Source organism: Mesorhizobium waimense (assembly GCF_003601975.1).
Classification (GTDB): domain Bacteria; phylum Pseudomonadota; class Alphaproteobacteria; order Rhizobiales; family Rhizobiaceae; genus Mesorhizobium; species Mesorhizobium waimense.
This window is the reverse complement of sequence record NZ_QZWZ01000255.1, coordinates 1-388: the sequence shown is the minus strand read 5'-3', so window position 1 is coordinate 388 and position 388 is coordinate 1. Positions and strand designations below refer to the sequence as shown.

Annotated in this window: 1 protein-coding gene; it reads right to left on the bottom strand. The window is 68.8% G+C overall.

Going from position 1 to position 388, the window contains the following annotated elements; all coding sequences use genetic code 11:
- Window positions 1–75: 75 nt before the first annotated feature.
- The coding region (locus D3227_RS40905) for a tripartite tricarboxylate transporter substrate-binding protein (protein ID WP_281035092.1) at window positions 76–388 on the bottom strand (313 nt) is incomplete at its 5' end.

The following is a 388-nucleotide window of genomic DNA, read 5'->3' as shown; positions in this document are numbered from 1 at the left end:
CCCGGGACGGGGCATGGCAGCGATGGCGTCGAGCAAAGCTTGCATGGGGTCGGGGTCGCCTGGTCAGAAGGTATGTCAGTCCACCGACGCGCCGGATTGCTTCACCGCCTTGCCCCACTCCACGATCTCGCTGGCGATGAACTGGTCCATCGCTTCGGGCGTGGTCGGCGCCGGCTCGGATCCCCGGTCGCGGATGAACTTCTGCATGTCCGGGCCGTTCAGGATGTCCACCACCTCGCGGTTCAGGCGATCCACCACGGGCCGGGGGGTGCCCTTGGGCGCCATCAGACCGAGCCAGCCGACGGCCTCGAAACCCTTGAACTCCGGCAGCCCGCTCTCGGCGATCGTCGGCACCTGCGGCAGCTGGCTGGAGCGCGTCGCGGAGGTC